This is a genomic window from Pseudomonas sp. CH235 (assembly GCF_004368175.1).
Taxonomy (GTDB): Bacteria; Pseudomonadota; Gammaproteobacteria; order Pseudomonadales; family Pseudomonadaceae; genus Aquipseudomonas; species Aquipseudomonas paraglycinae.
In genome coordinates this window covers 19196-43089 of sequence record NZ_RRZJ01000023.1, presented here as the reverse complement: position 1 = coordinate 43089, position 23894 = coordinate 19196, and the positions used below count along the sequence as shown (strand labels likewise).

General features: G+C 61.1%; 25 protein-coding genes. 13 read left to right on the top strand and 12 right to left on the bottom strand.

The window, feature by feature from the left end; genetic code table 11:
- Window positions 1-163: 163 nt before the first annotated feature.
- Together EIY71_RS21025 and EIY71_RS21020 are read left to right on the top strand one after the other, a co-directional pair.
- Window positions 164-1789 (top strand): methyl-accepting chemotaxis protein, encoded by a 1626-nt coding sequence (locus tag EIY71_RS21025; protein ID WP_134022991.1) that lies wholly within the window; start codon window positions 164-166, stop codon window positions 1787-1789.
- Between the two features lie 84 nt (window positions 1790-1873).
- Window positions 1874-2782 carry a DMT family transporter gene (locus tag EIY71_RS21020; protein ID WP_134022989.1) on the top strand — a complete coding sequence of 303 codons (909 nt, stop codon included), beginning with the start codon at window positions 1874-1876 and terminating at the stop codon, window positions 2780-2782.
- Between the two features lie 57 nt (window positions 2783-2839).
- Here EIY71_RS21020 and EIY71_RS21015 read toward each other — a convergent pair whose 3' ends face one another.
- Window positions 2840-3703: a DMT family transporter gene (locus EIY71_RS21015; protein WP_134022987.1), complete on the bottom strand. Its 864-nt coding sequence runs from the start codon at window positions 3701-3703 to the stop codon at window positions 2840-2842.
- A 549-nt stretch (window positions 3704-4252) separates the two neighbouring features.
- Here EIY71_RS21015 and EIY71_RS28770 point away from each other — a divergent pair.
- Window positions 4253-4786 (top strand): hypothetical protein, encoded by a 534-nt coding sequence (locus tag EIY71_RS28770; protein ID WP_236189480.1) that lies wholly within the window; start codon window positions 4253-4255, stop codon window positions 4784-4786.
- 56 nt (window positions 4787-4842) lie between these two features.
- Here the strand turns inward: EIY71_RS28770 and EIY71_RS21005 are convergent, their stop codons facing one another.
- Together EIY71_RS21005 and cysK are read right to left on the bottom strand one after the other, a co-directional pair.
- Window positions 4843-5781 carry an aspartyl/asparaginyl beta-hydroxylase domain-containing protein gene (locus EIY71_RS21005; protein ID WP_085747194.1) on the bottom strand — a complete coding sequence of 313 codons (939 nt, stop codon included), beginning with the start codon at window positions 5779-5781 and terminating at the stop codon, window positions 4843-4845.
- Between the two features lie 186 nt (window positions 5782-5967).
- Entirely contained in the window at window positions 5968-6942 is a 975-nt protein-coding gene (gene cysK, locus EIY71_RS21000) for a cysteine synthase A (protein WP_085747195.1), read from the bottom strand.
- A 128-nt stretch (window positions 6943-7070) separates the two neighbouring features.
- Between cysK and EIY71_RS20995 the strand changes: the two genes are divergently transcribed.
- The 3 genes from EIY71_RS20995 to EIY71_RS20985 all read left to right on the top strand — a co-directional run bounded on the left by EIY71_RS20995 (window position 7071) and on the right by EIY71_RS20985 (window position 10360).
- Window positions 7071-8147 carry a DUF748 domain-containing protein gene (locus EIY71_RS20995; RefSeq protein WP_134022985.1) on the top strand — a complete coding sequence of 359 codons (1077 nt, stop codon included), beginning with the start codon at window positions 7071-7073 and terminating at the stop codon, window positions 8145-8147.
- A gap of 176 nt (window positions 8148-8323) precedes the next feature.
- On the top strand, window positions 8324-9169 hold the full coding sequence (locus EIY71_RS20990) for a MoxR family ATPase (RefSeq protein WP_007911294.1): 846 nt from the start codon (window positions 8324-8326) through the stop codon (window positions 9167-9169).
- A gap of 12 nt (window positions 9170-9181) precedes the next feature.
- Window positions 9182-10360, top strand: coding sequence for a VWA domain-containing protein (locus EIY71_RS20985; RefSeq protein ID WP_016771218.1), 1179 nt, complete (start codon window positions 9182-9184; stop codon window positions 10358-10360).
- Between the two features lie 78 nt (window positions 10361-10438).
- Here the strand turns inward: EIY71_RS20985 and EIY71_RS20980 are convergent, their stop codons facing one another.
- The 4 genes from EIY71_RS20980 to EIY71_RS20965 are packed head-to-tail and all read right to left on the bottom strand — an operon-like array spanning window position 10439 to window position 14153.
- Window positions 10439-11356: a biotin-dependent carboxyltransferase family protein gene (locus EIY71_RS20980; protein WP_134022983.1), complete on the bottom strand. Its 918-nt coding sequence runs from the start codon at window positions 11354-11356 to the stop codon at window positions 10439-10441.
- Window positions 11353-12057 carry a 5-oxoprolinase subunit PxpB gene (gene pxpB, locus EIY71_RS20975; RefSeq protein ID WP_134022981.1) on the bottom strand — a complete coding sequence of 235 codons (705 nt, stop codon included), beginning with the start codon at window positions 12055-12057 and terminating at the stop codon, window positions 11353-11355. Before pxpB ends, EIY71_RS20980 begins: the two co-directional genes overlap by 4 nt.
- Complete coding sequence (locus EIY71_RS20970; protein ID WP_085747199.1) at window positions 12054-12806, bottom strand: 5-oxoprolinase subunit PxpA; 753 nt, start codon at window positions 12804-12806, stop codon at window positions 12054-12056. Before EIY71_RS20970 ends, pxpB begins: the two co-directional genes overlap by 4 nt.
- Window positions 12807-12866: 60 nt before the next feature.
- On the bottom strand, window positions 12867-14153 hold the full coding sequence (locus EIY71_RS20965) for an MFS transporter (protein WP_102685983.1): 1287 nt from the start codon (window positions 14151-14153) through the stop codon (window positions 12867-12869).
- A 146-nt stretch (window positions 14154-14299) separates the two neighbouring features.
- Here EIY71_RS20965 and EIY71_RS20960 point away from each other — a divergent pair, with 146 nt between their 5' ends.
- A complete protein-coding gene (locus tag EIY71_RS20960; protein ID WP_134022979.1) occupies window positions 14300-15211 on the top strand; it encodes a LysR family transcriptional regulator in 912 nt (303 codons plus the stop codon).
- Window positions 15212-15344: 133 nt separating this feature from the next.
- Here the strand turns inward: EIY71_RS20960 and EIY71_RS20955 are convergent, their stop codons facing one another.
- The 3 genes from EIY71_RS20955 to EIY71_RS20945 are packed head-to-tail and all read right to left on the bottom strand — an operon-like array spanning window position 15345 to window position 17194.
- On the bottom strand, window positions 15345-15887 hold the full coding sequence (locus EIY71_RS20955; RefSeq protein WP_007956487.1) for a DUF2937 family protein: 543 nt from the start codon (window positions 15885-15887) through the stop codon (window positions 15345-15347).
- 13 nt (window positions 15888-15900) lie between these two features.
- Window positions 15901-16677 carry a class II glutamine amidotransferase gene (locus EIY71_RS20950; protein WP_007956486.1) on the bottom strand — a complete coding sequence of 259 codons (777 nt, stop codon included), beginning with the start codon at window positions 16675-16677 and terminating at the stop codon, window positions 15901-15903.
- Window positions 16678-16693: 16 nt separating this feature from the next.
- Window positions 16694-17194, bottom strand: a complete 501-nt coding sequence (locus tag EIY71_RS20945; RefSeq protein WP_007956485.1) for a hypothetical protein — start codon at window positions 17192-17194, stop codon at window positions 16694-16696.
- A gap of 99 nt (window positions 17195-17293) precedes the next feature.
- Here EIY71_RS20945 and EIY71_RS20940 point away from each other — a divergent pair, with 99 nt between their 5' ends.
- Both EIY71_RS20940 and EIY71_RS20935 read left to right on the top strand, forming a co-directional pair.
- The gene (locus EIY71_RS20940) at window positions 17294-19348 is read left to right on the top strand and encodes a S9 family peptidase (RefSeq protein WP_134022977.1); all 2055 of its coding nucleotides are present in this window, start codon (window positions 17294-17296) and stop codon (window positions 19346-19348) included.
- A gap of 108 nt (window positions 19349-19456) precedes the next feature.
- Entirely contained in the window at window positions 19457-19930 is a 474-nt protein-coding gene (locus EIY71_RS20935) for a cyclic nucleotide-binding domain-containing protein (RefSeq protein WP_007956482.1), read from the top strand.
- Here EIY71_RS20935 and EIY71_RS20930 read toward each other — a convergent pair.
- Window positions 19927-20211: a hypothetical protein gene (locus tag EIY71_RS20930; protein ID WP_127797214.1), complete on the bottom strand. Its 285-nt coding sequence runs from the start codon at window positions 20209-20211 to the stop codon at window positions 19927-19929. The two genes, EIY71_RS20935 and EIY71_RS20930, sit on opposite strands and share 4 nt — an antisense overlap.
- A 79-nt stretch (window positions 20212-20290) precedes the next feature.
- On the opposite strand from EIY71_RS20930, the gene EIY71_RS20925 reads away from it, so the two are divergent.
- The 4 genes from EIY71_RS20925 to EIY71_RS20910 all read left to right on the top strand — a co-directional run bounded on the left by EIY71_RS20925 (window position 20291) and on the right by EIY71_RS20910 (window position 22524).
- Window positions 20291-20977, top strand: coding sequence for a hypothetical protein (locus EIY71_RS20925; protein WP_129972844.1), 687 nt, complete (start codon window positions 20291-20293; stop codon window positions 20975-20977).
- Window positions 20978-21026: 49 nt separating this feature from the next.
- Window positions 21027-21398, top strand: coding sequence for a YajD family HNH nuclease (locus EIY71_RS20920; protein ID WP_007944009.1), 372 nt, complete (start codon window positions 21027-21029; stop codon window positions 21396-21398).
- Between the two features lie 196 nt (window positions 21399-21594).
- Window positions 21595-22065: an RNA methyltransferase gene (locus EIY71_RS20915; RefSeq protein ID WP_007958066.1), complete on the top strand. Its 471-nt coding sequence runs from the start codon at window positions 21595-21597 to the stop codon at window positions 22063-22065.
- Window positions 22066-22146: 81 nt separating this feature from the next.
- Window positions 22147-22524 carry a DUF2892 domain-containing protein gene (locus EIY71_RS20910; RefSeq protein ID WP_134022975.1) on the top strand — a complete coding sequence of 126 codons (378 nt, stop codon included), beginning with the start codon at window positions 22147-22149 and terminating at the stop codon, window positions 22522-22524.
- Between the two features lie 127 nt (window positions 22525-22651).
- Here the strand turns inward: EIY71_RS20910 and EIY71_RS20905 are convergent, their stop codons facing one another.
- Entirely contained in the window at window positions 22652-23881 is a 1230-nt protein-coding gene (locus EIY71_RS20905; protein ID WP_134022973.1) for a hypothetical protein, read from the bottom strand.
- Between the last annotated feature and the right edge of the window lie 13 nt (window positions 23882-23894).

Sequence of the window (23894 nt, the reverse complement as noted above, 5' to 3'; positions counted from 1 at the left end):
CCGCGCTTTTGCCCGAGTTGTTCATGCCTGTCCATTCCCGTCAGCGACTGGCCTTACCAAGATAATGGCACTTTGATATACAGCCCGCCATCACCCGCCTCACAACAAGATCCTCGGCCCACGAGGACGACCTCTCTCCCCCCAAAGCCCAAGGAGCACATTGATGACTATCCGGAATCTGCGCATCGGTTTGCGCGCCAGTTTGTGTTTTGCCGTTCTGGCCAGTCTGCTGGTGGTGGTTGGCCTGTTCGGTCTGGGCCAGATGAAAACCCTGCGCGAAAGCGCGGCGGTGATCGAAGAATCGTGGATGCCCAGCATAGAAAGCATCCATGACGCGGCGGCGAACATCGCCAGCATCCGCCTCGAATCCCTGCGCCTGATCACCAGCACCCAGGCTGCCGTTCGCGAACGCAGCAAGGGCCTTCTCACCGCGCAACGCCAGGAATTGCTCAAGCGCCTCGACGACCACAAAGCCCTGATCGCCAACGATCAGGAACGGGCAATGCTGGATAGCCTGAGCGCCGATACGGCCAAGTACCTGAGCATCCTCGACCAGATCATCAAACAGCTCGACGCCGGACAAAGCGAACTGGCCTACACGCGCCTCAACAATGAACTGGCGCCCCAAGGCAGGGTACTCGACAAAACGCTGGAGCAAATGATCAGCCTCAATCAGCAAGGTGCGGATACCGCCGCCAAGTCTGCTGCGGCGATGTATCAGCAGGCGCTTTGGATCGTCGCCACAATCATCGTCATCGCCCTGATTGCCACGTTGTTGCTGGCCTGGTTGCTGACCCGCAGCATCACTGCGCCGATCAATCAGGCGCTGAACGTGGCACGGCGGATTGCTTCGGGAGACCTCAGCGGTCGCATCGACAGCGACGGCAAGGACGAAGCGGCGCAGTTACTTACGGCGCTGGCGGAGATGCAGGACAATCTGCGTTCGACCATTCGCGGAATAAGCGAGTCGGCACAACAACTGGCCTCCGCCGCCGAGGAAATGAGTTCGGTGATGGAACAGAGCACCCGCGGCCTGCAACAGCAGAATGACCAGATCGAACAGGCGGCCACGGCGGTCACCGAGATGAGCACGGCGGTCGATGAAGTGGCCGCCAATGCGGTGTCCAGTGCCGAAGCCTCCGAAGCCTCGAACGAGGACAGCAAGCATGGGCATGTGCAGGTCAGCGAAACCATCAGTTCGATTCAGGAACTGGTCAGCGCGGTGCTCGGTGCATCCGAACAGGCCGAGGGCCTTGCGACCCAGGCCCAGGACATCAGCAAGGTTCTGGAAGTGATTCGCGGCATCGCCGGGCAGACCAACCTGCTTGCCCTGAACGCCGCCATTGAAGCCGCGCGGGCCGGCGAGGCCGGACGTGGTTTTGCGGTGGTTGCCGATGAAGTCCGCTCGCTGGCCCAGCGCACGCAGAACTCCACCGAAGAAATCGAGCTGATGATCAGCAGCATTCAGCAAGGCACCAGCGCCACCGTCGGCGCTTTGCAAACCAGCGCCGAGCAGGCCAGCCACACCCTGCGCCGGGCCAACAGCGCCGGCCAGGCTCTGGAGAAAATCACCGCGTCGATCTCGCAGATCAACCAGCGCAACCTGGTGATCGCCAGCGCCGCCGAGCAACAGGCGTTGGTGGCCCGGGAAGTCGACGAAAACCTGGTGACCATCCGCGATCTGTCGACCCAGACCGCTGCCGGCGCCACCCAGACGTCTGCCGCCAGCCAGGAACTGTCGCGACTGGCCGTCGACCTGAACGGTTTGGTGACGCGCTTCGTGATCTGATCAGACAATTAAATGCCCGATTAGCGGTTGCCATCGCCGGGGCCCTCGGCAACACTCTCGTCCCGATCAAGGAAGGAGTGGCCCGTGAGCCCTGTCGATATTTTCCGCATGTTGTCGCTGGCCGCCATCTGGGGCGCGAGCTTCCTGTTCATGCGCATCATCGCGCCCGCGATCGGTACGGTCCCGACCGGTTTCTTCCGCGTTTCAATTGCCGCCGTCGGCCTGCTGGTGATCCTCGGGCTGATGCGCATCAGCTGGGACTTCAAAGGCAAACTCAAGACCGTCATGATGCTGGGCGTGATCAACTCCGGCGTGCCGGCCACCTTGTATTCAGTTGCCGCCCAGGTGCTGCCGGCCGGTTATTCGGCGATCTTCAACGCCACCACGCCGTTGATGGGCGTGTTGATCGGCGGGTTGTTCTTCAGTGAAAAACTGACGCTGGCCAAACTCGCCGGGGTGTTCCTCGGCCTGCTCGGGGTGGGCGTGCTGACCCGCGCCGGCCCGGTCGCGTTCGATCTGCACCTGCTGATGGGCGCGGTGGCCTGCCTGCTCGCAACCACTTGCTATGGCTTCGCCGGGTTCCTAGCCCGACGCTGGCTGGATCAGGCCGGTGGGCTCGACAGTCGTCTGTCGGCGCTGGGCAGCATGCTCGGTGCAACCCTGTTTCTGTTGCCGCTGTTCGGTTACAGCATCATCACTCAGCCGCCGGTGAACTGGGGTGGCTGGAATGTCTGGCTGTCGCTGCTGGGCCTGGGTCTGGGCTGCACCGCGTTTGCCTACATCATTTACTTCCGCCTGCTGAGCTCCATCGGGCCGGTGAAGTCGATGACGGTGACCTTCATGATTCCGCCGTTCGGCGTGTTGTGGGGGGCGCTGTTTCTCGATGAGCCGCTGTCGATGGCCCACTTGTATGGCGGGGTCTTGATCGCGATTGCGCTGTGGCTGGTGCTGAAACCCGCTGTGGTGAAACCGGCAGAAATCACCGCCCGCTGATTCGCAGATGCACAAAGGCCCGGGAGTTTCCTCCCGGGCCTTTTTCATGCGCGGCGGTTACGCCGATTTACGGAACACGAACACCAGACCGACGATGATCAACAGCATCCCCAGCACGCTCAACGCGGCCAGGCGATTGCCGAAGATCAGATAGTCCATCACCGCCGTCACGGCCGGCACCAGATAAAACAGGCTGGTGACATTCACCAGATTGCCCCGGGCGATCAGTCGATACAGCAGCAACGTCGCCAGCACGGAAACCACCAGCCCCATCCACAACACCGGCACGATGAAACCGGCGCTGTGCTCGAAGTGGAACGGCTGAAACGGCACGAAGATCCCGCACAGCAACAGCCCCGCCAGATACTGCACCGGTAGCGTGCCGAGAGGGTTGTCGGTGATGCGCTTCTGCATGATCGAACCGAAGGTCATGCTCGCCAGCGCCAGCAGCCCGAACAACATTCCCGCCAGCGACATCCCGGCCAGACCGATGCCCTGGTAAACCACCATGATCAGACCGGCCAACCCCAGCGTCAGACCAAACATCCGGCTCGCCGAGCGCTGCCGCTCCATGATCACCACCGTGAGAATCGGCTGCACGCCCATGATGGTCGCCATCACTCCGGGCGTGACTTTCAGATCCAGCGCCAGCAGATAGAAGATCTGATAAGCCCCCAACAGCACCACGCCGGTGGCCATCGCGTACAGCATCGGCTTGCCGCCCTTGGGCAGTTTCAGCTTGAGCAACGGCACCAGCAGCACCAGCCCGCACAGGGCAATCACAAAACGGATCAGCAGAAAGGCAAAGGGCGAAGCGTGGGCCAGCCCCCACTTGGAGAAGATCGCCCCGCTGCTCCACAGCAGAACGAACAGGCTCGTGGACGCCGCCGCGAGCGCGGACTTTTTCGAAAGGACAAACATGAATACCACCTGTAGTCAGGCAAATAGCCAACTCAGCCGAAGCTGAAATTCAGTAGGTTTTTTCAGGCGGGCACAGGGGTCAGCAGAAAACGCTGATCAGCCCGAAACACCAACGCCCGGCGGTGATACGACTGCGCACACCGGCGTGCTGCTGACAGGTGGAGGGTAATGACTGATCTGCACAGGCTGCTGATTCCTGCACGGCACGACGCCAGCGTTGACCGCTGAATCGACTACCGCGTTGATGAGGGATGCAGGCATCTGGGCTGATCTTTTTTGAAGGGTTGAAAGGTGAGTCGTGGGACTCACGAGCGCCGACTATAACCAGCGCGGGACATGGATTGCAACGACTTGGACAAAGGGCCAGTAGCGACAGGCAGGAGGCAGGCGCATAGGCTCGTTTGCAATTGCAACGACCATTGATGGGGGACATGGAATGCGCGAGATCAAATGCCAAGGGAACGGAATCATCTGCGGTATCAGTTGTACAAATCGCAAGCCAGGAAGCTTGCCCGCCTTGCCACGACTCAACTCCAGATTGACCTGGAGATGGCTGGCCCCACAACGCTTGACCTTTCGAAAGTACGTTTCGAACCCATCGACTCGTTGGCACTGAGTGCTTTTGAGTGTTGGGAGAGCCCACATTTTTCATGGGAAGAAGTCATTGGATGGAAAGCGCGCGAACCTCTCGCTCTCGACATCGCAATCTGGTTTGAATCTGAACTGTGCGGACTTTGCTTCGCCAACCCGAATAAAAGTCGACAACGCATCCGAATCGTACGACTGGAGGGGCGGCCAAGAGAAACACATCCATTGAAAAACCGTGTTGCACCGCTATCCGTTCTGGCAATTGAGCAATACGCCCGCATCATTGGCAGTATTGTGAAAAAGGCTCAAATATTGATCAACCAAGGTGGGAATATGCGCAAAGAAATAAAAAAATCCCCCAGGAAGAAAAAAGCGCATGCAATAAGGGGTGAATCTGATCCGGCGGTTCTGACAGCCAGTCAACGACGGCTCTTACAGATCATTGCAACCGGCACCGCTATCGATGAACCAAGCTTACTTGCTGGCCGTCCCTGATTCCGAAAACAAAAAACCGCTCAAACGAGCGGTTTTTTATGCTTTTAATTCCAGCCTCAACCAAACAGCCAATACCCCAGCAACGTCAACACCACCACCGCCAGCACCGGCCGCATTACGCGGTAGGCCTTCGGATTGCGGCGTTTCCACTGTTTGACCCCACCGCTGAACTTGTCGCTGAAGTTCTTGCTCCACGCGTAAGCCTGGTTGATCCCGCCGACGCGCTCGTCGTCGAGGTTCTGCGGTGCCGTGGCACGGCCCAGCCAGGCGCTGATGAAGCGGTTGATGCGGGTCATCAAGCGATTGCTCAGGGGACGCTCGATGTCGCAGAACAGGATGACGCGGGTCTTGTCGGTTTCGTTCTTGACCCAGTGAACGTAGGTTTCGTCGAACATCACGTCTTCACCGTCGCGCCAGGCGTAGACCTGACCGTCGACGAAGATCCTGCAGTCGTCGGAGTTCGGCGTCGACAGGCCGAGGTGATAACGCAGGGAACCGGCGAACGGATCGCGGTGCGGGTTCAAATGGCTGCCGCCCGGCAACAACGCGAACATCGCGCCTTTGACGTTGGGGATGGCACTGACCAGCGCCACGGTTTTCGGGCACAGGGTTTCGGCCGAAGGCAGCGGTTTGTCGTACCACTTGAGGTAGAAACGCTTCCAGCCCTTCTTGAAGAACGAGCCGAAACCGGCGTCGTTGTTCTTCTCGGCGGCGCGAATATAACCCTCGTCGAACAGGTGCATCGCCTCGTCGCGAATGGTTTCCCAGTTATCGCGCAACACGTCCAGTTCCGGAAACTTGCTGCGGTCCAGATACGGCTTGGACGGCACGCCCGAGAACAGGTACATCAAGGCGTTATATGGAGCGAACAGTGCCGAGTGGTTGACGAACTGACGCAGCACCGGCAAACGCGCCTTGCCGCGCAAATGCACGTAGAGGATGCTGCCCACAAACAGCAGCAACACCGACACCTTGGCGGCTAACGAAAAGGTCATCAACAACTCCTTGAAATAAGACAACGCCACGCCATGCCATTTACCCGAGATGGCGGCCGGCCATGATAAACACTACCGGCTCCGGGAAAAACCCGCCCGACTCAAGATTCAGTGTTAAGAATTGCGCAACAAAGCACTTCTTAACATAACGATCCTGAACCTTGGCTGACCTGAATCAACGCGCCCTTACTGCTGGTTCTCCTGATCGGTGAACAGATCACTGAACAGCATGCTCGACAGATAACGCTCACCAGAGTCGGGCAGCACCACCACAATGGTCTTGCCCTGCATTTCCGGCGTCTCCGCCAGACGCACCGCCACCGACATGGCCGCACCGCAGGAAATACCGCACAGGATCCCTTCCTCCTGCATCAGGCGCAGGGCCATGGCCTTGGATTCGTCATCCGTCACCAGCTCGACCCGGTCAACCATCGACAGATCAAGGTTCTTCGGCACGAAACCGGCGCCAATCCCCTGAATCTTGTGCGGGCTCGGCTTGATTTCTTGACCTGCCAGCGCTTGGGTAATCACCGGCGAAGACACCGGCTCCACCGCCACCGACAGAATCGGTTTGCCCGCCGTATTCTTGATATACCGCGACACGCCGGTAATGGTTCCGCCGGTGCCGACGCCCGCCACCAGCACATCGATGGCGCCATCGGTGTCATTCCAGATTTCCGGGCCGGTGGTTTTTTCGTGGATAGCCGGGTTGGCCGGGTTATCGAACTGAGCGGGCATGAAGTATTTGCCCGTGTCACTGGCTACGATTTCGTTGGCCTTTTCAATAGCGCCCTTCATGCCTTTCGCCGGCTCGGTCAGCACCAGTTCGGCGCCCAGCGCCTTGAGCACCTTGCGCCGCTCGATGCTCATCGAGGCCGGCATGGTCAGCAGCAATTTGTAACCGCGCGCGGCCGCCACGAAGGCCAGACCGATGCCGGTGTTGCCGGAGGTCGGCTCGACGATGGTCATGCCCGGCTTGAGTTTGCCGCTGCTTTCGGCGTCCCAGATCATGTTGGCGCCAATCCGGCACTTGACCGAGTAGCCCGGGTTGCGACCTTCGATCTTGGCCAGAATGGTCACGCCACGGGGCGCGATGCGGTTGATCTGCACCAGCGGCGTGTTGCCGATGGAATGGGCGTTGTCAGCAAAAATACGGCTCATGGCTGGGTCCTTGTGCAGCGTTGAATTCAGCCTTCCAAGGTAAGCCTGTTGCCCGTGTCAGTCCAGTCGGGCCGAACGTCTGCGGCAGGCGGCAGTCAATCGCTTTACACCGTTCGGGATTTGTTGCCATGAAGCGTCGCTACCGCTGGCCGTTGTGGATTTTCGCCACCATCGTGGTATTGCTGGTCACCCTGCATATCGCCCTGCCCTACCTCGTGCGCGACTATCTGAATGACAAGCTTGCCAATATGGGCGACTACCGCGGCCAGATCACCGACGTGGACCTGGCGCTCTGGCGCGGGGCCTACAAGATCAATGGCCTGAAAATCGTCAAGGCCGACGGCAAGGTGCCGGTGCCGTTCGTCGATGCGCCGGTTATCGACCTGTCTGTCAGTTGGCACTCGCTTTGGTACGACCATGCTGTCGTGGCACAGGTGAAATTCTTTAAACCTCAGGTGAACTTCGTCGATGGTGGTGCCAACAAGCAGAACTCCCAGACCGGTCAGGGCACCGACTGGCGTGAGCAACTGGGCAAACTGTTGCCTATCACGCTCGACGAAGTGCAGATCAGCGATGGCCGCATCAGCTTTCGCAACTTCAACTCAAAACCACCGGTGAACATGAATGCGACCAATGTCGACGCCAGCATCTTCAACCTGACCAACGTGGTCGACACCAAGGGCAAACGCGACGCCCGCTTCGAGGGTAAAGCCCTGCTGCTGGGCCATGCGCCGCTGGAAACCACAGCCACCTTCGACCCCTTGAGCAATTTCGAAGACTTCGAATTTCGCCTGCGGGCCCGCGACATCGAACTCAAGCGCATGAACGACTTCGCCTCGGCCTACGGCAAATTCGACTTCAACGCCGGCCACGGCGACGTGGTCATCGAAGCCGCCGCGACCAAGGGCCAGCTCAAGGGCTACATCAAACCGCTGCTGCGCGACGTCGACGTGTTCAACTGGCAGCAGGATGTCGAGAACAAGAACAAGGGGATCTTCCGTTCGATCTGGGAAGCACTGGTCGGCGGCACCGAAACCGTGCTGAAAAACCAGGGCAAGAACCAGTTTGCCACCCGGGTCGAACTCAGCGGCAGCGTGCACCAGCAGGATATCAACGCGTTCGAAGCGTTTTTGCAGATTTTGCGCAACGGATTTATCCAGGCCTTCAATGCCCGGTATGAACGGCCGAAGCCGGATGCCGGATAGCGCGCTTGCTCAACTCGCTCTCGGCCGAAACTGAGTCAACATGTGACGCCCCATTCAGAGACTGAATAAGCCGTCTGCGTTCACAGTCGACCGGGCCGCGCGTTATAGTCGGGCATCCGATTATTTCGCCCCCGCCCTGCCCGTTCAGGTCGGCGTTACCGTTCGAGGATTAGCAGATGAAGTTCGAAGGCACCCAGGCCTACGTCGCCACCGATGACCTGAAGCTGGCGGTCAACGCCGCCATCACCCTGGAGCGGCCGCTGCTGGTCAAGGGCGAACCGGGTACCGGCAAGACCATGCTCGCCGAGCAACTGGCCGAATCGTTCGGCGCCAAGCTGATCACCTGGCACATCAAGTCCACCACCAAGGCCCATCAGGGCCTGTACGAGTACGATGCGGTCAGCCGTTTGCGTGACTCGCAACTGGGCAATGAAAAAGTCCACGACGTGCGCAACTACCTGAAGAAGGGCAAGCTTTGGGAGGCGTTCGAGTCCGAAGAACGCGTCATCCTGCTGATCGACGAAATCGACAAGGCCGACATCGAGTTTCCCAACGACCTGCTGCAAGAACTCGACAAGATGGAGTTCTACGTTTACGAGATCGACGAGACCATCAAGGCCAAGAAGCGTCCGATCATCATCATTACCTCCAACAACGAGAAAGAGCTGCCGGACGCGTTCCTGCGCCGCTGCTTCTTCCACTACATCGCCTTCCCCGACCGCACCACCCTGCAGAAAATCGTCGATGTTCACTACCCGGACATCAAAAAGGACCTGGTCAGCGAAGCGCTGGACGTGTTCTTCGACGTGCGCAAGGTACCGGGCCTGAAGAAGAAGCCTTCAACCTCGGAACTGGTCGACTGGCTGAAACTGCTGATGGCCGACAACATCGGCGAAGCCGTGCTGCGCGAACGCGATCCGACCAAAGCCATCCCGCCGCTGGCCGGTGCGCTGGTGAAGAACGAACAGGACGTGCAACTGCTTGAGCGCCTGGCGTTCATGAGCCGTCGCGGCACCCGCTAAGAGGCTGATGCCATGTTGCTCAACCTGTTCAATGAAATGCGTGCAGCCAAGGTGCCGGTGTCGGTGCGCGAGCTGCTCGACCTGATCAACGCGCTGAAACAGCGTGTGACCTTCGCCGACATGGACGAGTTTTACTACTTGTCGCGGGCGATCCTGGTGAAGGACGAACGGCATTTCGACAAGTTCGACCGTGCGTTCGGCGCCTACTTCAATGGCCTGGAAAAGCTCGACGATCACTTGCAGGCGCTGATCCCTGAAGACTGGCTGCGCAAGGAGTTCGAGCGCTCGCTGAGCGACGAGGAACGTGCGCAGATCCAGTCCCTCGGCGGTCTGGACAAGCTGATCGAAGAGTTCAAGAAACGCCTGGAAGAACAGAAGGAACGTCACGCCGGCGGCAACAAATGGATCGGCACCGGCGGCACCAGCCCGTTCGGCTCCGGCGGTTTCAACCCGGAAGGCATCCGGGTCGGCGATGCTGGCAAGCGCCAGGGCAAAGCGGTGAAAGTCTGGGATCAGCGCGAGTACAAGAACCTCGACGACTCGGTGGAACTGGGCACCCGCAACATCAAGGTCGCCCTGCGCCGCCTGCGCAAATTCGCGCGTCAGGGCGCGGCGGAAGAGCTGGACATCGACGGCACCATCGACCACACCGCCAAGGATGCCGGGCTGCTGAACATCCAGATGCGCCCGGAACGGCGCAACACGGTGAAACTGTTGCTGCTGTTCGACATCGGCGGCTCGATGGACGCCCACGTGAAGATCTGCGAGGAACTGTTCTCGGCCTGCAAGACCGAGTTCAAGCATCTGGAGTACTTCTACTTCCACAACTTCATTTATGAATCGGTGTGGAAGAACAACATGCGCCGCACTTCCGAGCGCACGTCGACCCAGGACCTGCTGCACAAGTACGGCGCCGACTACAAAGTGATCTTCATCGGTGACGCCGCGATGGCGCCCTATGAAATCACCCAGGCCGGCGGCAGCGTCGAGCACTGGAACGAAGAGCCGGGTTACGTGTGGATGCAGCGCTTCATGGAGAAGTACAAGAAGCTTATCTGGATCAATCCGTACCCGAAGGACACTTGGGGCTACACCTCGTCGACCAATATCGTGCGGGATCTGATCGAGGATCAGATGTATCCGTTGACGTTGCGCGGGCTGGAAGAAGGGATGCGGTTTCTGTCCAAGTAAGCGGATGGTTCCCATGTCGAGGCGTCGAACCGTCTGCGTGGGAACGATCAAACGCAGACGCGTTCGACGCGGGAACGATCAAGTAAAGCGCTTTAGATATTCGACGTGTTCCCGGTGTGCCACATCCTGTACCACCGGGCGCAATCTGACCTTCGCCCCCGGCAGACACTGTGCCAAGCGGGCCAGCGCCAACGGCGTCAATGCTCCCAATCGTGGATAGCCGCCAATGGTCTGCCGATCATTGAGCAAAACGATCGGCTGCCCGTCCGGCGGCACCTGCACCGCGCCCAGCGGAATGCCCTCGGAAATCATCGGCTGGCCTTGATACTGCAACGCCGTGCCCAGCATGCGAATGCCCATGCGATCGGCGCGACTGTCCAGCGTCCAGGCACTGTTGAATGCATCGAACAGGCTCTGCCCGCTGAACTGACCGATCTGCGCGCCGAGCACCAGATCGAGCGGCGCGTCGAGACGCAGGTCCGGTCGATGCTCCGCCGGGACCTCACGCACCAATAGGGTTTCGCCCTGATAACTCAGCGAAGCGCCCTTGGCCAATGGCAAGCCAAAACCATCGAGACCGCCGAGTTCCTCACGTACCACCGTGGCACTGCTGCCCAGCACTTTCGGCGCACTGAAACCGCCGGGCGCCGCCAGATAGGCCCGCGCCCCCTGCAACGGCTGGGTGAACTTCAAGGTCTGCCCTTTGCGCAGTTTGAAACTGCGCCACGGCGCCAGCGCTTCACCGTCGATCTGCGCGCCAAGATCGGCGCCGGCCAATGCCAGCAAGCAATCTTCTTCAGCCACCACCGTAAACCCGCCGAGGGTGATTTCGATCACCGGCAAGTCCAGGCCATTGCCCAGCAGCCAGTTGGCCCAGGCCATCGACCGCCAGTCCGCCGCACCGCCCTGGGTCACGCCCAGATGGCGTACGCCAAACCGTCCGGCATCCTGCAACAGGCACAACGGCGTGCTCGCTTCAATCGTCAGTCGGCTCATGCCAGGGCCTCCAGAGGCGTGTCGTCACCGCCCAGACGGATGAATTCGGCATGGCTCACCGCTTCGAAACGCACGGTATCGCCGGGCTGCATGAGGCTGTAGCCATCGCGTTCACGGTCGAACAGTTTTGCCGGCGTGCGACCGATCAGATTCCAGCCACCGGGAGACACCACCGGATACGCCGCTGTCTGCCGCTCGGCGATGCCGACGCTGCCGGCGGCGACTTTCTTGCGTGGGGTATTCAGACGCGGTGCTGCCAGGACTTCTTCCACCAGCCCCATGAAGGCAAACCCCGGTGCGAATCCCAGCGCGAACACCTGATACTCGCGAGCGCTGTGGAGGCGGATCACTTCTTCCACCGCCAAACCGCTGCGTTGCGACAGCAGGCTCAATTCCGGGCCGACGCTCAGGTCGTACCACACCGGCAACACATGACACTGGCCACCGGTTCGCGCATTTGGCGACAGGTCGATCAGCGCTTCGGCGATCAGTTCCCGGGCCTGACCCGGATTCAATTCGGTCAGCTCGTAATGCACCATCAACGTGGTGTACGACGGCACCAGATCGATCAGATGTGCGCCGAACACCGTGCGCAACCGCTCACTGGCGGCGAGCATCCACGGCATGTTGGCTTCGGCGATTTCATCGAACAGGCGCAGCATCAGGCAATCCAGCGCTACCACTTCCACCCGCGGATTCATGGCGCGCTCTGCTCGTTCAGGGCCTGACGAATGCGTTGCACGGCGGCCACTGAACTGGCGTTGTCACCGTGCACGCACAGCGTGTTGGCTTGCAGGTGCAGCGCGCTGCCGTCGCTGGCGGTGAGGTTGTCGCCACGAGCGATGGTCAGCGCTTGCGCGATGATGGTTTCGGAATCGTGATGCACCGCGCCCGGCAGTTGTCGCGAAACCAGTCTGCCAGCGCTGTCATAGGCGCGGTCGGCGAAGGCTTCGAACCACAGGGTCACGCCGTATTCGTCGCCAAGCTGTTGCGCGGCCGTATTGTCGCGGGTGGCCATCAGCATCAGTGGCAAGCTGCGATCGTAAGCCGCGACGGCCTGAATCACCGCCCGCAACTGCGCCGGGTTGGCCATCATGTCGTTGTACATCGCGCCGTGGGGTTTGACGTAACTGACTTTGCCACCCTGGGCACGGCAAATGCCGTCGAGGGCGCCGATCTGGTAATGCAGGATGTCTTGCAGTTCCTGGGCGGTGTAAGCCATGGAACGTCGGCCGAACCCCACAAGATCCTGATAGGCCGGATGCGCGCCGATCTGCACACCGTGGCTCAGGGCCAGGCTGACGGTCTTGCGCATGATGCTCGGGTCGCCGGCGTGAAAACCGCAGGCAATGTTGGCGCAATCGATGAAGGGCATGACTTCCGCGTCCAGACCCATGGTCCAGCTGCCGAAGCTCTCGCCGATGTCACAGTTCAATAGCAGGCGGCTCACGGTGAACACTCCTGTAGCTTTTGTCTTTTTTTATCGTAGGGCGTTGTCGCAGGTTATCAGTTACTGCGCGTCCAGTTGTTTGCCACGGGTTTCCGGCAGGCTCAACGCCGCGAGGATCACCACCCCGTAGGACACCGCCGCAAAGGCACCGATGCCTACGCTCAGCGGCACTTTCTGGCTGAGCAGGCCGATCAGCAGGGGGAACAATGCCGCCAGCGCCCGGCCGATGTTGTAGCAGAAGCCCTGCCCCGAACCGCGAATCCGGGTTGGAAACAGCTCGGTGAGAAACGCGCCCATGCCACTGAAAATCCCCGAGGCGAAGAAGCCCAGCGGGAAACCCAACCACAACATCACGCCGTTGCTGACTGGCAATTGGGTGTAGAGCAGAACGATGGTGAACGAGCCGACCGCGAACAGGATGAAGTTCTTCTTGCGGCCCAACAGGTCGGTCAAATAGGCGCTGATCACATAACCGGCGTAGGAACCGATGATCACCATTGCCAGATAACCGCCGGTGCCGAGTACGCTCAAGCCGCGTTCGTTTTTCAGAAAAGTCGGTAGCCAGGACGTGATCGCGTAGTAACCACCGAGGGCGCCGGTGGTCAGCAACGAGGCGCGAATCGTGGTGAAGAGCATGCCGGGGGCGAAGATCTCGTAGAACTTCGAAGGGCTTTCCGGGGTTTGTCTGGCCTTGGCTTCGCGGTAGATCTCCGGATCTTTCACCAGACGGCGGACGAAAATCACGAACACTGCCGGCACGATGCCAAGGATGAACAGTGCGCGCCAGGCGTCTTCCGGTGGCAGCACCGAGAACAGCAGCGCATACAGAATCGCTGTCAGGCCCCAACCCAAGGCCCAGCCGGATTGCACCATGCCCACCGCCTTGCCGCGGTCCTTGGCCCGGATCACTTCACCGATCAGCACCGCACCGGCTGTCCATTCACCGCCGAAACCGAAGCCCATCAAGGTGCGGGCGATCAACAGCTGTTCGTAGTTCTGGGCGAAGCCGCAAAGGAAAGTGAAGAATGCAAACCACAGCACCGTCAGTTGCAGGGTGCGCACGCGGCCGATGCGGTCGGAGAGAATTCCCGCCACCCAACCGCCGATGGCCGATGCGATCAGGGTGCTGGTATGAATCAGGCCGGCTTCGCCGGTGGTGATGCCCCACATCGCGATCAGGGTCGGCACCACGAAGCTGAGCATCTGGGTGTCCATGCCGTCCAGACCGTAGCCGATCTTGCAGCTCCAGAAGGTCCGGCGCTCCTGCTGATTGATGTTGCGATACCAGTCGAATGGGCCGGGACGGGCCGCAGTCTTGGGGAGGTCGAGGGTGTCGGGCGCACTCATGGCATGTCTCCGCAGGCTTTTATTGGTCTTGTTCGAAGCTCCGACGACGCCTATCGTGGGAACCGGATGCGTCGATTCTTGAGTGCGTCACCCGGTCGCGTCCAACGAATAAAAACCCGCCCAAGACATAAGAAAAATTTGTTGCCATGAACCTGAAGTTTCTCGAAACCTTCGTCTGGGTCGCCCGGCTGAAAAGTTTTCGCCTGACCGCCGACAAGCTGTTCACCACCCAGGCCTCGATCTCCAGCCGGATCGCGGTGCTCGAAGGTGAGCTCGGGGTGAAGCTGTTCCTGCGTGATTCACGCGGCGTCAGCCTGACGCCCGAAGGTTTGAAAGTGCTGGACTATGCCGAGCAGATGCTCGACACGATGCAGGCGCTGAAGCAGTCGATCGAGACCCGATCGAGCAAGGTCGGCCGAGTGCGCATCGGAGTGATGGACACGGTGATTCACACCTGGCTCAGCCCGTTGGTGGCGCAAATGACCGATCTGTATCCACGGGTGGAAATCGAGCTGGTGGCGGATACCTCGCTGAACCTCTGCGATCAGCTGCAAAAAGGCTTTCTCGATCTGATCCTGCAAACCGACCTGGTGCGCCAGGAAAGCGTGCGCAGCCTGGAGCTGGCCAGCCACCCCATCGGCTGGATTGTCGCCAGCAACTCGATCTACAACCGCGACTATCAAAGCCTCGCCGACCTGGCGCAGGAACGGATCATCACCTACTCGAAAAACTCCCGGCCGCACCAGGACATCCTGGCGCTGATGCAGGCCCAGGGCGTGCTGGCGCCAAGGTTGAATTGTGTGAATTCGGTGTCGGCGATCACCCGGCTGTTGCGCGACGGCTTCGGCATTGGCGCGTTGCCGCCGGTGCTGGTGGCCGAGGAACTGGCGCGGGGGGAATTGACTTTGCTCGACATCGAACAGCGTCCACCGAACCTGCAAGTCGTGGTGTCATGGCGGGTCGGTGTGGAATGGGTCGAGGAGATTGTGATGCTGTGTCAGCAGGTGCTTGAGGGGTATGCGCGCAAGGTGGGCAAGGATTACATCGCTTTAAGTTGATCGTTCCCACGCTCTGCGTGGGAATGCAGCCCGGGACGCTCCGCGTCCCTCGCAAGCCGAACGCGGAGCGTCCGTTGAGGCATTCCCACGCAGACGGTTCGACGCCTCGACGTGGGAACGATCTTCATAAGGCTCAGAGCCCGCGCACATCCCGGTCTTCGATCGGCCGGCTCTGGCGCAGGCGCTTGCCGCCCAGCACCACCCAGTCGATCAGACGGAACAGGCATTCAAGACCGAACGACAGCAGCAGCGCGCCGCTCATCCCCCAGATCATCGCTTCCGGCGTCAGCAGGATCTGGTAGCTGTAGCCATTCCAGGTTTCCTTGCGGATGTCCGGGTCGGCGGCCAGCACCACTTGCAGGAAGCGGATGTACCACGGGCCTTGCATCGCCTGGAATTGCTTGTCCAGCGCCAGCTGACGGTTGAGCAAGGTGCTCAGGCTGTCGGCATCACTGCGAAACACCGGATCTTCGCTGGCACGGTAATGGGCGACCAGCGCCTGGATATCACCCTTGAAAAACTGCTCGGCGGTACCCTGGAAGCCGCGCAGACCGGTCTGCGCCTCGATCAGGTGCGCTTCGACCCGCTTGGCGTAATCGTTGATGAAGCCCGGCACCTGGACACCGATCAACAGGCCCGCCGCAAACAACACCAGCCGTAGATAACTGAGCAACATGGGGGTGCAATCCTTATTCGGTCGTGCCTTGGCTGACGCATTCGCCGCGTCGCCACAGGCTCCATTGGCCCGGTTCGTAGCGGGTCCAGGTTTCGTTTTCAGTCAAAGGTTCGGTGGCAATCACCGTGACCACGTCATTGGGCGTGGTTTCGGCCTGGAAATCGACGATCACATCAACGTCCTTGAGCCGCGCCGGGCCAAACGGTGCGCGTCGGGTGATCTGCGCCAGTTTGGTCGAGCAATAGCAGAACAGCCAGTCGCCGTCGCTGAGCAGGCAGTTGAACACGCCTTTGCTGCGATATTCGGCGCAGGCTGCGACCAGATCCGGCAGCAGCACTTCTATATCGACCGGTTCCGGAAACGCTGCACGTACACGGTTGAGCAAATCGCAGAACGCCGCTTCGCTGTCGGTATCGCCGACCGGGCGGTAGAAACTTTTGATCGGCGAGAAGTCGGCGAGCTGGCCGTTGTGCGCAAAGCACCAGTTGCGCCCCCACAGTTCGCGGACGAACGGGTGGGTGTTGGACAGGCAGACCTTGCCGACGTTGGCCTGGCGGATATGACCGATGACCACTTCGCTCTTGATCGGATAGCGCTGCACCAGATTGGCGACTTCCGACTCGCTGCTGGCCGCCGGGTCCTGGAACAGGCGCAAGCCGCGCCCTTCATAAAAACCGATGCCCCAGCCGTCGCGGTGCGGACCGGTGCGACCACCGCGCTGCATCAGCCCGGTGAAGCTGAACACGATGTCGGTCGGCACGTTGGCACTCATGCCCAGTAATTCACACATGTGCGGACTCTCGTGATTACAGACGCGGCTCGACCCGCATGCGCTGCGGATTGCTCGGCACCGGCGGGCGACCGTAGCGGTCATCGCCGGCACCGCCGAACGGTTGATCGGCGTCACGCTCGTCATCGGCACGGGCCGCTGCGCGGGCGGCTTCAGCCTGTTCCTTGCGGGCCTTGGAGGCGCGCTCGATCGGCAGGCGGATCAGCACGAAAATCAGGTACAGGCCGAACGCGATCATGGCGTACATGAGCAATTCGGAAATCGCGCGCCAGGCGTTGTTGCCGACCTTGAACGCCAGATCCAGCGCGGTGATGGCGATGGCCGGGGCGAATTTTTCCTTCACCGGGTCAATGATGGTCGGGCTGAACAGCAACACCGCCATCAATACACGCAGCGGCTCGCGCAGCCAGCGCCACATCCAGCGGGTCATGCGCATCCACACCAGCAGGCAGCCCACGGCGGCAAAGGCGTAAAGGCCCCAGGCGATCAGATAGTCGTTCTCGGTCATGGTGTCCATGGCAAGGCAGGCAAAGAGGCGCTTATAGTAACGACTTTTCGCACGTCAGGCTTCCCCGCCGTCCGTGCGGCCCTTATTTGTCATGTCCGAGAGCTTTCCATGCCCGTATCCGCCAACGTCAGCAGCGCCCCGATTGCCCACAAGGCCGCCGGCCACGACCCGTACGCCTGGCTGCAGGAACGCGACACCGACGCGGTGCTCGACTACCTCAAGGCTGAAAACGACTATCAGCAGGCGCAGACCGCCGATCAGGCGGAGCTGCGCGAAACCCTGTTCGAAGAGATCAAGGGCCGGATTCTCGAAACCGACCTGTCCCTCCCCTCGCCATGGGGCCCATACCTGTATTACACCCGCACCACAGCGGGTGACGAATACGCCCGTCACTACCGCTGCCCGCGCCCGGCCGACGACAGCCTGACCCTCGACGAAAGCCGCGAACAACTGCTGCTCGACCCGAACGCCCTGGCCAACGGCGGCTTTTTCTCCCTCGGCGCGTTCAGCATCAGCCCGGATCACCAGCGCCTGGCCTACAGCGTCGATGCCTCGGGGGACGAGATTTACACGCTGTTCGTGAAGGAATTATCCAGCGAGCGCGTCAGCGAACTGGAATTTCAGGACTGCGACGGCAGCATGACCTGGGCCAATGACAGCCTCACGCTGTTCTTCGGCGTACTCGACGACACCCATCGTCCGCACAAACTGTTCCGCTATCGTCTGGACGGCACCGCCGCCGAAGAGGTCTTCCACGAGCCGGACGGGCGTTTCTTCCTGCATTGCTACCGCGCCAGCTCCGAGCAGCAATTGCTGTTGTCCCTGGGCAGCAAGACCACCAGCGAAGTCTGGGCGCTGGACGCCAATCAGCCGCAGCAGCCGTTTACTTGCCTGGCACCACGGGTCGAGGATCATGAGTACGACGTCGACCACGGCAAGCTCGATGGCGAATGGACCTGGTTTATCCGCACCAACCGCGACGGCATCAACTTCGCCCTGTATCAGGCGCCGGACACCGGCATCGCACCGAGCGAAGACGACTGGCAGAACCTGATCCCTCATAGCGATTCGGTGATGCTCGATGGCGTGACCCTCAACGCCGAAGCCCTGACCCTGAGCCTGCGCGAAGGTGGCCTGCCGATCATCGAAGTTCGCCCACACGGCCTGGCGCCTTATCGCGTGCAATTGCCGGACGCGGCCTACAGCCTCTACGTGCAAAACAGCCTTGAATTCGAAAGCGACCGCATCCGCCTGCGCTATGAAGCGCTGAATCGTCCGGCTCAGGTTCGGCAACTGATCCTCGCCACCGGCGAACAGACCGTCCTCAAGGAAACCCCGGTGCTCGGCCCGTTCGACGCCGACGCCTACGTCAGTCAGCGCCTGTGGGCGACCGCACCGGACGGCACCCAGGTGCCGATCAGTCTGGTGATGAAACGGGAAATGGTCGGCAAAGCGGTGCCGCTGTACCTGTACGGTTACGGCGCCTACGGTTCGAGCCTCGACCCGTGGTTCTCCCACGCCCGCCTGAGCCTGCTGGATCGCGGCATGGCGTTCGCCATCGCCCACGTGCGCGGCGGCGGTGAGCTGGGCGAAGCCTGGTACCGCGCCGGCAAACAGGAGCACAAGCACAACACCTTCAGCGACTTCATTGCCTGCGCCGAATTCCTGATCCTCAACGGCATCACTACCGCGCCACAGCTGGCGATCAGTGGTGGCAGCGCCGGTGGCTTGCTGATCGGCGCGGTGCTCAACCAGCGTCCGGATCTGTTTGGTGTGGCGATTGCCGAAGTGCCGTTCGTCGACGTGCTCAACACCATGCTCGACCCGGACCTGCCGCTGACCGTCACCGAATACGACGAGTGGGGCAATCCCGAAGAGCCGGAGGTCTACGAGCGGATCAAGGCCTATGCGCCGTACGAAAACGTCACTGCACAGGCGTATCCCGCAACACTGGTGATCGCCGGCTACAACGACAGTCGCGTGCAATATTGGGAAGCGGCCAAGTGGGTGGCGAAATTGCGCGCGACCAAGACCGATGACAATCCATTGCTGCTCAAGACCGAACTGGGCGCCGGCCACGGCGGCATGAGCGGGCGTTATCAGGGATTACGTGACGTAGCGCTCGAATATGCATTTGTTTTCAAGGTTCTGGGCATTGCCTGAGGAACTCCGCCGGTCAGTCAGGTCTTAATTCCGGGCACCGGGAGCCGATAAGCAGATCGGCCCCCGGTGGCGAGCCTGCCACCCGACACAACAAAAAGACCGCACGACATGTCAGAACCCACTCTACTGAACAACGAAATCCGCGACTGGCTGATGGACTGCGGCCTGTTCGATCAATTGCAGCTGGCGGATTTTGCCGCCGCTTCGGGCTACTTCAGCATCAGCACCGTGGCTGAAGGCGAAGCGATCTTTCGCGAAGGTGATGCCGGCAGTTTCATGTGCATCATCCACACCGGCCAGGTGGCCGTGCAGAAAACCGGCGGCGACGGCCAGGTCGTGACCATGGCGACTCTGCGGAGCGGCCGGGCGTTCGGTGAAATGGCCGTGCTCGACGGCGAGCGCCGCTCGGCAACATGCGTCGCGGCGAGCAACTGCCAGTTGCTCAACCTCGGCAAGGATTCACTGGAAAAAATGCTCAACGACGCACCGAAGATCGCCGCCAAGATCATCCGCGCCCTCGCTGTCTCCCTGTCCAAACGTCTGCGCATGGCCGACGGCCAGCTCGCCGCCCAGCAGATCTAGCCTCCCGGGGATTTGGGTTTGCTGTCGTTCTGTTCCAGGCCCGGCAATGGCTGATCCTTGGTCGGCGGGCTGGGCATTTCGATCGGCACCAGCGGCGGGCCGCCACTGCCGGGGCCGGCCTTGGGAATCGGCACCGGGCTGATCTGCGGATACGGGGTTGGCGTCGCCGTACCGGGCGAGCCCGGTTGCGGTGTCGGGCTGACGGGAATCGTCTGTTGCGCCTGTACGGCAGTTATCGAGAGCGCGGCCAGGGTAATGACCGTTAGAATGATGCGCTTCATCAAGGGCTCCGTTGGCCTGAAGTCTGCCTTCAGGCTACTCCCAACGCGCCGGCTTGCCTTCCCCCCTGTAGAGATTTCCATGAAACGTTTCGTTCTGCTCGACACCACGCCGATCCCTGACAACGGTGGCGCCCTGTGCCTGTTCGAGTATGGCGAGGACTTCGTCATCAAGATCCAGGGCGGCGACGGCGGCCAATTGATGAACACCCGCATGCACGGTTCCGAAGACGCGCTGGCCGAGATTCCGTGCCGCAAGGTCGCCGGCCGGCCGAACTCGCGGGTGCTGATCGGCGGTCTGGGCATGGGCTTCACCCTTGCCTCCGCGCTCAAGCATCTGGGCAAGAGCGCCGAAGTGGTGGTCGCCGAACTGGTACCCGGCGTGGTCGAGTGGAACCGCGGCCCGCTCGGTGAAAAGTCCGGACGCCCGCTGCTCGATCCGCGCACGGTGATTCGCCAGGAAGACGTGGCCAAGGTGCTGCAAAGCGAGCCCGACGGCTTCGACGCGATCATGCTCGATGTCGACAACGGCCCCGAAGGCCTGACCCAGAAAGCCAACAGCTGGCTGTATTCCGCCGCAGGCCTTGCCGCGTGCGCCAAGGCGATGCGCCCCAAAGGCGTGCTGGCGGTGTGGTCGGCCAGCGCCGACCGGCAGTTTTCCGACAAATTGAAGAAGGCCGGTTTCAAGGCCGAGGAAGTCCAGGTCTTCGCCCACGGCAACAAGGGCACGCGCCACACGATCTGGATTGCCGAGAAGCTCAAGGGCTGAGCTAAACTTGCCTCATAACCGTCATTAGTCTTTCTACAAAGGTGAACCCATGAGTTCGTCCACCCCGACCAACACTTCGAAGCTGGATCGCATCCTCGCCGACAACCAGCGCGACAAGGAAATGGGCTACCGCGACAAGGCCCTGAAGATGTACCCGCACGTGTGCGGCCGCTGTGCCCGTGAGTTTTCCGGCAAGCGCCTGAGCGAGCTGACCGTGCATCACCGCGACCACAACCACGACAACAACCCGCAGGACGGTTCCAACTGGGAACTGCTGTGTCTGTACTGCCACGACAACGAACACTCGCGCTACACCGACCAGCAGTACTTCGGCGAAGGCTCGCTGAGCACGCCGAAAATCGCCAAGGCTACGCACAACCCGTTTGCTGCCCTGGCCGGGCTGATGAAAAAAGAAGACTGAGCCACCACTCCGATCGTTCCCACGCTCCGCGTGGGAATGCAGCCCGGGACGCTCCGCGTCCCAAAGCGGACGCAGAGCGTCCATTGAGGCATTCCCACGCAGAGCGTGGGAACGATCAGCACCGCAGATCCTGAATCTGCCCGCCCTCCCCCAATCCCCGTATAATCGCCCTCTTTTTCCCGAAGGCACCCCGCTCGTGGCAGACAAACGGTACAGCTGCATTGGTTTGTATAACCCCAAATCACCGGAAAACGTCGGTTCGGTGATGCGCGCCGCAGGCTGCTACGGCGTGTCGACCGTGTTCTACACCGGCAAGCGCTATGAGCGCGCCGCCGATTTCGTCACTGATACCAAGCGCGTGCACTACGACATCCCGCTGATCGGCATCGACGACCTGAAAAAGATCCTGCCGCTCAACTGCGTCCCGGTCGCCGTGGAACTGGTCGACGGCGCCCGCCCGCTGCCGGAATACACCCACCCGGATCGCGCCCTGTACATCTTCGGCCCCGAAGACGGTTCGCTGGATCAAGAGATCCGCGACTGGTGCGAAGACGTCGTGTACATCCCGACCACTGGCTGCATGAACCTCGCCGCCACGGTCAACGTCGTGCTCTACGACCGCATGGCCAAAGGCCTGAACACCCGCTCCGGGCCGAAATTCCGCTGAAACGCCGCACATTAGATGGAACGAGCTGACCGCCTGCGCAGTCAGCTTGTTTATCGATTACTCATTGCCTGGAGAAAGATCATGACCGAGCTCAAACGCGTCGAGCGTATCGAATCCACCCCGTTCCAGAGCCGTTCCGAGCAGAACGTCGAAGGCTGGGAGCGCATCGGCTCGCTGGCCGGCGGCGTGATCATGGTCGGCAAGGGCCTGCGCCGTGGCGGTGTATTCGGGTTGATTCAGGTGGCGATTGGCGGCGTGGCCATGGCCCGCGGCATCACTGGTCACAGCTCGGTGAAAAGCCTGCTGGAGAAAAGCCGCCAGGACATGAACAACGTGCGGGCGAAGATCGAACGGGCCGGTGAAGAACTGAGCAAGCTCAAGGCCAATGCCGAGGCGGCGACCAACACCGCCACCGTGACCGGCAACGACTCGGTGAAATCGCCGAAAGCCGGGGTTTGATTCTGGATTTGCCTTGAGGCTGATGGCCTCATCGCTGGCAAGCCAGCTCCCACAATGTTTTGAGCTGGAGACCAATCGGTGGTCACCGCACAAACCTGTGGGAGCTGGCTTGCCAGCGATGGCGGTATTACTGCAGTAACCCGGTATCAAGGACTTTGGACGACTCGCCGAGAATGCTTTCGGCGAGTTGGACGAACTCTTTGGTATCCACCGTCCCCAGGTGCATCGCCCCGCGCAGCACGTCATCCAGCGAGCGCTTGTTGCGGGTCTTCAGGCGAATCTCGCCGTCCAGCTCCTGTAACAACAGCACCGCTTTCGACAGCTGCGCCGGGCTGATCTGCTCGCCGCGCAGGGTCGTGACTTTCTGGCTGTCCTTGACCAGTTTCGCCTGCAACGCCTGATAACGCTCGTCGCTCATGCCCCCGGCACGGCGTACCAGTTCGATGGCGTAATACTCGGCAAAACCCTCGCTGATCCAGTCGCTGCGCTGTTCGTCGTTGATCCGTCCGAACACCTGCGCCAACTCGCGCACCAAAACACTGCTGCCGCTTTCGCTGACCAGCGGCAAGCGCGTGTTGAGGTAGATCGACTCCCGCGCCGCCAGGCTGCCGCGCCACATCGGGTCATTGGCGCCGACGATCAGCAGTTTGCTCGGGTGGCGCGGAAACACCGCTTGCACCTGCGGCCAGACGAACGTCAGCAGCGTCAGCACGTCCATCCGGCGCATGCCCTGCCCTTGCGGCGAGGCCACGGTAACTTCGGTTTCCCCCAGTCGGGTGCGGCGGCTGCCAAGGTGGCCGGCGAGCATCCAGCCGGTCGGGCGGTCGAACAGGCGTGACGGATTGTCGATGCGGAATTTGTTCTTGCCGATGCGCGGCCAGGCGGTTTCGACGCTTTTCCAGCCGTCGGGCAATTCGAAGTGCAGGCGCGCGACCAGTTCGATGCCATCCTGCTGATCGAGCCTGGCCGGCGGCACCAATTCATCGCCGCGCATCAGCGCCCAGGTCGGGGTCATGCGCGTGTCGAAGCTGCCGTTCTTGCGGCCGTGGCTGATGCGCACGCGGTAGGTCAGGCTGGCCTTGTCCGCCGTCGGGCGCCATACGCCGCGTGCGTGTTGGCCCGGCGTCAGTTGCCATTGGCCGTCGGCCTTGAAGTCGCTGTAATGGCTGCCATCGCCCAGATCGAAATCCAGACTGCGCACCGCTTCGCCTTTGGCGAGGGTCAGGCGCACTTCGGCCTGATCGCTCTGCGGCAGCAGGCGTACCTGATAATCCAGATCGACTTTCTTGGCCGCCCACGCCGGCGCACTCAGCGCCAGCAACGTGACGATCAGCGCCCGGCGCAATCCCGTCGCCATACCTGCTCCTTGG